We start from the raw sequence: 6696 nt of genomic DNA, 5'->3' as shown, positions 1-6696 counted from the left end.
GAGGAGCCAACCGCGACTCCAACTGAGGAGCCAACCGCGACTCCAACTGAGGAGCCAACCGCGACTCCAACTGAGGAGCCAACCGAGTCGGCTACTCCAACGGAGAAGCCAACCGAATCGGCAACTCCAACCGAGGACGATTCCGAAGAGCCTACCGAGGCTCCAAAGGATGACCAGACTCCAACCAAGTCGCCTGAGCAGAAGGACCCGCTGGCCGATACCGGTTCCAGCACCGTTCCGCTGATCGCCGCTGGTGGAGCCCTGGCTCTCGTAGGCGCAATGTTCCTGCTGTTCCGCCGCGGAAACCGTCGCCACAGCTAAGGGATAATCCCTAAACGGTTGTAGCTTCGGCCGCGACCCGAAAGTGCCCCGCTACCGGCAACGGTAGCGGGGCACTTTCACTTGGCACACATGTGCCTCACCGAATACTTTGCAGAAGCCCAGTTATCATCTTCCTAGGTGATCCTAATGACCTTGAGGCGGTAGTACCATGTTCTACAAATCCCCATCAGCTCGTCGTTCACTTGCACTGGCATCCACCGCAGTCGTCGCAGGGCTCATGCTCTCCGGTTGCGGGCAGGCGTCCACCAGCGGCGAGGGAACTACTGAACCTACCGGCAGCGAGAATGTTGTGGACCAAAACGCACTGCTAGAAACCAATGACGCATTGTCCGCCACCTTGGGGGAGGACTATGTGCAGGGCTGGATCGAAGACGGCAAGCTCAACGTGTCGACCACCGACGAAAGCCAGATGAAGGCCATCGAGGAAGCCGGTGCGCAGCCGCACCTGGTTGAGTACTCCGCCGACGACCTTCGCCAGGCCATCAAGGACGTGATGAAGTGGCAGGCAGGGCTGGAATCCCCGCTGAACGTTTCGATCCACGGCTACACCCTGAACCCGAAAATCGGTGGACTGACCCTGTCGGTGGATTCCAGCCACCTGGAGGAAATCAAGACCCTGCTGGAAACGGAGAAGCCACTGGGCGGCGTCCCGGTCGAATTCCAGAAGAGCGGCGGCATCGCCACCCGAGCCAACTAGCCGGTAGTGGAAAAGGTCGGCCAAGCACATCTGATGCTTGGCCGGCCTTGCACGTTAAGCCGCGATTTCTACGCGCTGAGCTGGCCTCCGGCGCAATGACCTGCGCGCCAAGTAAGATGAGAAGTATTGCATGACAGTGAAAGGTAAGAAACCGAACGTGAGCGCCGAATCCGCAGAAGTACCCCCAGCGCGGGGCCCGTTGTACCGGCTTTGGCGATTTGTACGAGAAGTGCTGATCATTCTCGTCATCGCTATTGCGCTCTCCTTGCTCATCAAGACGTTCTTCTTCCGTGCGTACTACATCCCCTCGGGGTCGATGGAGAATACGCTGCAGATCAACGACCGCATCTTCGCCAACCTGATGACTCCCGGCCCGTTCGACCTCGAACGCGGCGACGTGGTGGTCTTCCGCGACGACCTGCAGTGGCTGCCGCCCCTGGAAAACGACCCGACCGCCTTGGAAAACGCACTGTCCTGGGTTGGCATCCTGCCGGCCGCCGACGAGCAGTACTTGGTCAAACGCATCATCGGCATGCCGGGGGACACCGTCGAGTGCTGCAGCTCCGATGGCAAGCTCACCATCAACGGCGAACCCATCGACGAATCGTACATCTTCGCGGGCGACGCACCGAGCGACATCAAGTTCCAGGTGACGGTTCCGGAGGGAAAGGTCTGGGTCATGGGTGATCACCGCGGCGCCAGCGCCGACTCGCGCTTCCACGTCGATGTCCAGGGCGGCTTCGTGGACCTGGAGTCCGTCCAGGGCCGCGCCTCGGTCATCTCCTGGCCGCTGAACCGACTCGGCGGGATCGACACCCACGAAGAAGTCTTCGCCAACGTCCCTGACGCAGGCAGCAACTAGGCCCCGGCCCATGGCCACGACTAAGGCACAGCCCACGACCCTGGAGCACGAGCGGGCCCTGGCGGCCGAGCACGACGTGCGCTTCATCGGCGCGGTGGATGAGGTGGGCCGCGGCGCCTTGGCCGGCCCCATCACGGTGGGCGTCAGCGTCATCGACATGCAGCAGGTGACCGAATTCCCCGAACTGCGCGATTCGAAGCTGCTCACCCCCGCGCGCCGCGAAGAACTTGTGACCCCGGTGCGCGAATGGGCGCTCGGCTACGGCGTGGGGCATGCCAGCGCCGCGGAGATCGATCAGCTCGGGGTCACCGGGGCGCTGCGCCTAGCCGGCACCCGCGCCGTCGCACAGAGCGCCGTGGCCCCCGAGGCGATCCTCTTGGACGGCAGCTACGACTGGCTCACCGCGCCGGAGCAGGATCTTTTCGACCTGCTGGACGATGAGCGCGAACCGGTGGGGCTGCACATTCCGGTGCGCACGATCATCAAGGGAGACATGACCTGCCAGGCGATCGCCGGCGCCTCGATCCTGGCGAAGGTGGAGCGCGACGGGATCATGGTCCAGGCCGCCACCGAGTATCCGGCCTTCGGCTGGGAAATCAACAAGGGCTATGCCACCGCCACGCATCGGGCGGCAATCGAAAAACTTGGCCCCTGCGACCTGCACCGGAAAAGTTGGAACTTGACTTCCAAGCCCGAAAAGGCCCAAGGTAAAACCTAGAGACAAAGGACGAACCATGGCTGCCGAAGACCTCGAAAACTACGAATCAGACCTCGAATTACAGCTGTACCGCGAGTACAAGGCCGTGGTGGGGCTGTTTAACTATGTGGTGGAAACCGAACGCCGCTTTTATCTGGCGAATCAGGTCGATGTGAAGACCCTGACCGATTCCGGCGAGGTGTACTTCGAGCTGAACCTCACCGACGCCTGGGTCTGGGATATCTACCGCCAGGGCCGCTTCGTGAAGACCGTGAAGGTGCTGACCTTCAAGGACGTGAACGTCGAGGAGCTGAACCGCGACGAACTGCAGATCCCCAAAGAAGGACTGCAGGGCTAAACGCACCGAACGCACGAAGGCTCCCAACCAGCAACTGGTTGGGAGCCTTTGTGCGCTGAACGGCTAACGCTAAATGGTTAGCTGGTCATGCCGTCGACGAACTCGCGGTTCTCTTCCATCCACTGCTTGACCAGCGGCTGGTAGTCGTCGGTGTCGTTCTCGACGAACAGCAGGTTCTCCAGGTCGTAGAGGGTCTCCAGATCCATCTTGAAGTCGCCCATCCACTTGGCTACCTCGGCGTGGTCGTCGGCGAAGCCGGTGCGGCTGAAGGTGTGAATGCCTTCGGCGTCACCCAGGGAGCCCTTCGGGTCTTCCAGGTTCTTCACCGGGAATGCGGCGTTCGCCCAGTGTGGCTCCCAGAGGGTGACCACGATGTTCTCGCCGTTATTTGTCGCGGTCTCCAGCTCGGTGAGCATCGCGGCGGTGGAGCTGGTCAGGAATTCCATATCGTCCAGACCGTACTCCGGGATGGCCGCCTCGTTCATGGCCTCGGTCAATCCGGCACCGGGCTCGATGCCCACGATGCGGTTGTTGAACTTGTCCGCGTTCGCCGCCAACTCGTCCAGTGAATCGATCGGCGCGTCCTCGTTGACGGCTACGGTCAGCCGCGACTCGGTGTTCCATGCGCCCAGATCCTCGATCTCGTCGCCGTAGTCTTTCAGGTAGGAGGCGTGCGTGACCGGCAGCCACACGTCGGTGGTCAGGTCGTAGTCGCCCGAGGACAGCCCCTCAAAGAGGGGAGCGACGTCGGAGTTGGTCAGCTCGACCTCGTAGCCCTTTTCCTCCAGCACCGCCTTCCACAGCTCGCTGCTGGCGATGCCTTCATCCCAGCCGTTGAAGACCGCGATATTCAGCTTCTTGTCTTCTCCGGCGGCTTCGTTTCCGCCATCGTTGCCGCAGGCGGTCAACGCCAGGGCGCTGGCGGCGAGAACCGCTCCAACTTTGAAGTAATTGCGTTTCATGATCGTGTTTCCTTTCGGTGTGGCGGTCAATTCCGCCGGATTCATTGGTGATTCAGCACGGGGTTCAGGCCGCGAGTTCTTGTTCCTTCGCCTTGGCTGCGGCCTTGCGGCGCTTGGCGAACCAGGTGAAGAGCCCGGACTGCCGTCCGAAGGCGTTGGTCAACCGATCCAGGATCATCGCGAGGATCACCACGCCCAGTCCTGCCTCGACGCCCAGTGCGGTATCCAGCCGGCCCAGCGAGGCGATCACGTCGCCGCCTAGGCCGCCGGCACCGACCATGCCGGCGATCACGACCATGGACAGCGAAAGCATGATGACCTGGTTGACGCCGGCCATAATGGTCGGCAGGGCTAGTGGAAGTTGGATCTGGCGCAGGATGCGCCCGGGGGAGGAGCCGAAGGCCTGGCCGGCCTCGACCACTTCCCGATCCACCGAGCGGATGCCCAGTTCGGTGAAGCGCACGCCGGGGGCCAACGCGAAGGCGATCGTGGCCACGATGCCCGGGGCCACGCCGACGCGGAAGAGCATCAGCGCCGGAATCAAGTAGACGAAGGCCGGCATGGTCTGCAGGAAGTCCAAAAATGGCCGGACGATCTGCGAGAAGGTCTGCGACTTGGCCGCCCAAATCCCCAGCGGCAGCGAGATCAACAGCGCCCAGAAGGTTGCCACGAGTACTAGAGCCAGAGTGATCATGGCGTTATCCCATTGGTCCATGCCCACGATCAAGACCAGCCCGAGCGCCGCGCCGAGCATGAACTGCCAGCCGCGGGCGAAGAGCGCAATGAGTGCCACCAACGCGATGATGATCGAGAAGTGCGGAGTGCCCAGCACGTAATAGACCCCGTCATACATCTCCACGAAGATCGCGCGCAGAAAATCGAAGAACGGGCCCAGATTGTCTACGACCCAGTTGACGCCCTTTTCGGCGGTATCTCCAACCGGAATAATGAAGTCGTTCATTAGTTTTCCTCCCCGGCGCCCTGCAGGGCCGCGCTGACAACATTGCCCGGCAGCGGTTGATCCAGCACCGTCATTTCTTCGGTCGGTGGGGCAGTGGAAGCCAGGGCCGCCAGCAGCGTCACCCGCGGGATCACTCCCAGCAAGCGGTTCTCGCTATCGGTGACGGTCACCGGCAAGGGGGACTCCACCGAGGGAACGAACAGGTCGATCAGCTGCGTGTCGCGGTTCACCGATTCCAGCGGCTGGATCTTCGAGGCGATGGAAGTCTCGCCCTGGCGGACCAGCTTCAGCGCGTCGCGGTCGGTGATCATCCCCAGCACCTTGCGGTCCCGGTCGGTGACGATCGCCGCGGAGAGGAACATCTCGTGCATGGTGCGCAGGGCGTTGCGCGGCCCGGCCGTCTCCTGGATGACCGCCCTGGTCGGCTCGAGCACCGAGGAGGCGGTCAGCACACGGGCGCGGTCCACATCCTGCACGAACTGGGCCACGTAGTCGTTGGCCGGATCCATCAGGATTTCCTCCGGGGTGCCCACCTGGACGATCTGCCCGTCGCGCATCACCGCGATCCGGTCCCCGAGGAACATCGCCTCATTCAAATCGTGGGTGATGAACACGATCGTCTTGCCGAGCTTGGCTTGCAGCTGAACCAGCTGTTCTTGCATCTCGCGGCGGATCAGCGGGTCAAGGGCGGAGAACGCCTCGTCCATAAGCAGCAGTTCGGTGTCTGCCGCCAGCGCCCGGGCGATGCCCACGCGCTGCTGCATGCCACCGGATAGTTCGCTGGGCATCTTGTCGCCCCAGCCGGTCAAGCCGACCAGATCCAAGGTTTTCGCGGCGGTGGACAGCCGCTGGGCCCGGCCCACGCCCTGCTGTTCGAGCGGGTAGGCCACATTGGCCAATACGGAACGGTGCGGCAGCAAGGCGAAGTGCTGGAAAACCATAGAGACACGTTTTCGCCGCACCTCGCGCAGCTTCGCGGCCGACATCCCGGTGATCTTGTCTTCCCCGACGGTGATCTGCCCCGAGGAAGCGTCCCACAAGCCGTTCAGCGTGCGGATCAGCGTGGATTTGCCCGAGCCGGAGAGGCCCATGACGACAAAAATTTCGCCTTCTTTAACTTCAAAGGAGGCATCGATAACGGCTGCGGTGTTCGATGCAGGCAGATCTTGCCGCTTCGTACCGGCTTTGAGCTTCTTCACCGCTTCCTGCGGTTTGCGACCGAAGACCTTATACAAGTTCTCGACCTTGACGGCGATGTTGCTGGTCATTGTCTCCACTGCCCGTCTACCTGTGAAGGCACGGGCCGATTGGGGACCACAAGCCGCGGTCGCAGCAGTCGAATCCTCGAACTAAAGATCGCTGGCACTCGCTTCTTGCTTGCACGGCCCGAAGTAAACCTCCAGCTCGTACAGGGTCCTTGATTCTTTTATTCTTGGTCGACACAAACTGCATGTCGAGACCGGATATCCATACTAACAAATTGCCGGAGAATTGTTCTCTGGCTAAGTGCAAAATCCTCCAATATCATGCTCCTAAAACCTCAACTTATCGCGGATTCTAGGCGCTGAATCGCAAGTTACCCAATTGTTATAGACGGTGGGTCAAAATCCTGGTCAGCGATCCGATCTCCGGCTGACCCATAGAGCCGCTTGAATCCGGACAGCGCGGTTCAATCGGCGCCCGCACGCAAGCAGAATTCCGGCTTCGCGGGTCCGGTGCGCAATGAGCCGAGTTAATTGAAATCTTGCCAAGTTGAATATTCATGAAGTTTATTTCAGGGAACGAAGTTTCTTGGTAGACGTATTTCAAACGCCCAA

At 61.3% G+C, this 6696-nt stretch carries 8 protein-coding genes; 5 read left to right on the top strand and 3 right to left on the bottom strand.

The window, feature by feature from the left end:
• The 5 genes from CIK76_RS12770 to CIK76_RS12750 form a co-directional block, all read left to right on the top strand.
• On the top strand, positions 1-321 hold a 321-nt coding region (locus CIK76_RS12770), incomplete at its 5' end, for an LPXTG cell wall anchor domain-containing protein (protein ID WP_141393553.1).
• A gap of 169 nt (positions 322-490) precedes the next feature.
• Positions 491-1039: a hypothetical protein gene (locus CIK76_RS12765; RefSeq protein ID WP_096287043.1), complete on the top strand. Its 549-nt coding sequence runs from the start codon at positions 491-493 to the stop codon at positions 1037-1039.
• A gap of 157 nt (positions 1040-1196) precedes the next feature.
• Positions 1197-1901, top strand: coding sequence for a signal peptidase I (gene lepB, locus CIK76_RS12760; RefSeq protein WP_255248458.1), 705 nt, complete (start codon positions 1197-1199; stop codon positions 1899-1901).
• Between the two features lie 10 nt (positions 1902-1911).
• Positions 1912-2619, top strand: a complete 708-nt coding sequence (locus tag CIK76_RS12755; protein WP_096287039.1) for a ribonuclease HII — start codon at positions 1912-1914, stop codon at positions 2617-2619.
• 16 nt (positions 2620-2635) lie between these two features.
• Positions 2636-2956: a DUF2469 domain-containing protein gene (locus CIK76_RS12750; protein ID WP_096287037.1), complete on the top strand. Its 321-nt coding sequence runs from the start codon at positions 2636-2638 to the stop codon at positions 2954-2956.
• Between the two features lie 77 nt (positions 2957-3033).
• Here CIK76_RS12750 and CIK76_RS12745 read toward each other — a convergent pair whose 3' ends face one another.
• The 3 genes from CIK76_RS12745 to CIK76_RS12735 all read right to left on the bottom strand — a co-directional run bounded on the left by CIK76_RS12745 (position 3034) and on the right by CIK76_RS12735 (position 6147).
• Positions 3034-3918: a glycine betaine ABC transporter substrate-binding protein gene (locus tag CIK76_RS12745; RefSeq protein ID WP_096287063.1), complete on the bottom strand. Its 885-nt coding sequence runs from the start codon at positions 3916-3918 to the stop codon at positions 3034-3036.
• Positions 3919-3982: 64 nt separating this feature from the next.
• On the bottom strand, positions 3983-4879 hold the full coding sequence (locus CIK76_RS12740) for an ABC transporter permease subunit (RefSeq protein WP_096287035.1): 897 nt from the start codon (positions 4877-4879) through the stop codon (positions 3983-3985).
• On the bottom strand, positions 4879-6147 hold the full coding sequence (locus CIK76_RS12735) for a glycine betaine/L-proline ABC transporter ATP-binding protein (protein ID WP_096287033.1): 1269 nt from the start codon (positions 6145-6147) through the stop codon (positions 4879-4881). The genes CIK76_RS12740 and CIK76_RS12735 overlap by 1 nt, the downstream gene beginning before the upstream one ends.
• Between the last annotated feature and the right edge of the window lie 549 nt (positions 6148-6696).

Source organism: Glutamicibacter sp. BW80, assembly GCF_002332385.1.
GTDB lineage: Bacteria > Actinomycetota > Actinomycetes > Actinomycetales > Micrococcaceae > Glutamicibacter.
The sequence above is the reverse complement of the archived record's forward strand: the minus strand, read 5'-3'. Positions and strand labels throughout refer to the sequence as shown.

What these genes read in the sequence shown, in the direction of transcription:
- CIK76_RS12765 (WP_096287043.1), top strand. Translation starts at nt 491, where the DNA reads ATGTTCTACAAATCCCCATCAGCTCGTCGTTCACTTGCACTGGCATCC.
- CIK76_RS12755 (WP_096287039.1), top strand. Translation starts at nt 1,912, where the DNA reads ATGGCCACGACTAAGGCACAGCCCACGACCCTGGAGCACGAGCGGGCC.
- CIK76_RS12750 (WP_096287037.1), top strand. Translation starts at nt 2,636, where the DNA reads ATGGCTGCCGAAGACCTCGAAAACTACGAATCAGACCTCGAATTACAG.
- CIK76_RS12745 (WP_096287063.1), bottom strand. Translation starts at nt 3,918, where the DNA reads ATGAAACGCAATTACTTCAAAGTTGGAGCGGTTCTCGCCGCCAGCGCC.
- CIK76_RS12740 (WP_096287035.1), bottom strand. Translation starts at nt 4,879, where the DNA reads ATGAACGACTTCATTATTCCGGTTGGAGATACCGCCGAAAAGGGCGTC.
- CIK76_RS12735 (WP_096287033.1), bottom strand. Translation starts at nt 6,147, where the DNA reads ATGACCAGCAACATCGCCGTCAAGGTCGAGAACTTGTATAAGGTCTTC.